Origin of the sequence: Mesorhizobium sp. M1A.F.Ca.IN.020.06.1.1, assembly GCF_004023265.1 — a bacterium.
GTDB lineage: Bacteria > Pseudomonadota > Alphaproteobacteria > Rhizobiales > Rhizobiaceae > Mesorhizobium.
On the sequence record NZ_RZSR01001665.1, the window covers coordinates 1 to 606 of the forward strand.

Here is a 606-nt window from a genome sequence, read left to right on the forward strand (position 1 = left end):
GTTGGCGGCCGCGCGGTTCAGCAGCCCACATCGGGCTGCGGTTGCATTCCGGGAAGACTCGGGAAATTCAGCGTAAACTCACCGTACCGGCGGCATTCTTGCCACCGGTTGGCTTGCACCCGACGGGTGCGGTTTATGCTGCCTAGAGGAGTTTCAGTGTGCCGTCGGTTTCGCCTTCAGCTTTTCAATCTCGTCCTTGATTGCCAGCTTGCGCCGCTTCAGAGTGGCGATCTCGAGGTCGTCTACCGAAGGATGATTCATCGCGTCGATAAGCTCGCGCTCGATGTCGCCGTGCTTCCGCTGCAGCTCATCAAGATGGGATGCAAGAGACATGATTGGTTCTCCCTTTCATGGATTCCTCGATTGCAGCCGTCTCAGGCACGTCCACCGCAGGTCGCAACTGTGACGGCACGATGACAGTTTGCCACCAACCAATCTCGATGTCGAATGCCGCGTGGTAGCATTCCACGACAATGTGAAATGTGATATCAGCGGCGCGCCGGTCACAAACCCCACCGGCCCCGCCCAAAGGCCCATCCCTGGGCGACGCATACGCAGACGGTAGATAATGTCCGAACAGGAACAGGCTGAGATACGCCTCGAATA

The 606-nt window shown here is 57.9% G+C and carries 2 protein-coding genes; both read right to left on the reverse strand.

The annotated features are described in order from the left end of the window. Positions 1–153 precede the first annotated feature (153 nt). Positions 154–333: a YdcH family protein gene (locus EOA60_RS36230; RefSeq protein ID WP_040998838.1), complete on the reverse strand. Its 180-nt coding sequence runs from the start codon at positions 331–333 to the stop codon at positions 154–156. Further along, positions 311–606 (reverse strand): hypothetical protein (locus EOA60_RS38580; RefSeq protein ID WP_206628460.1); only part of this gene is annotated, 296 nt, incomplete at its 5' end. The genes EOA60_RS38580 and EOA60_RS36230, both read right to left, overlap by 23 nt.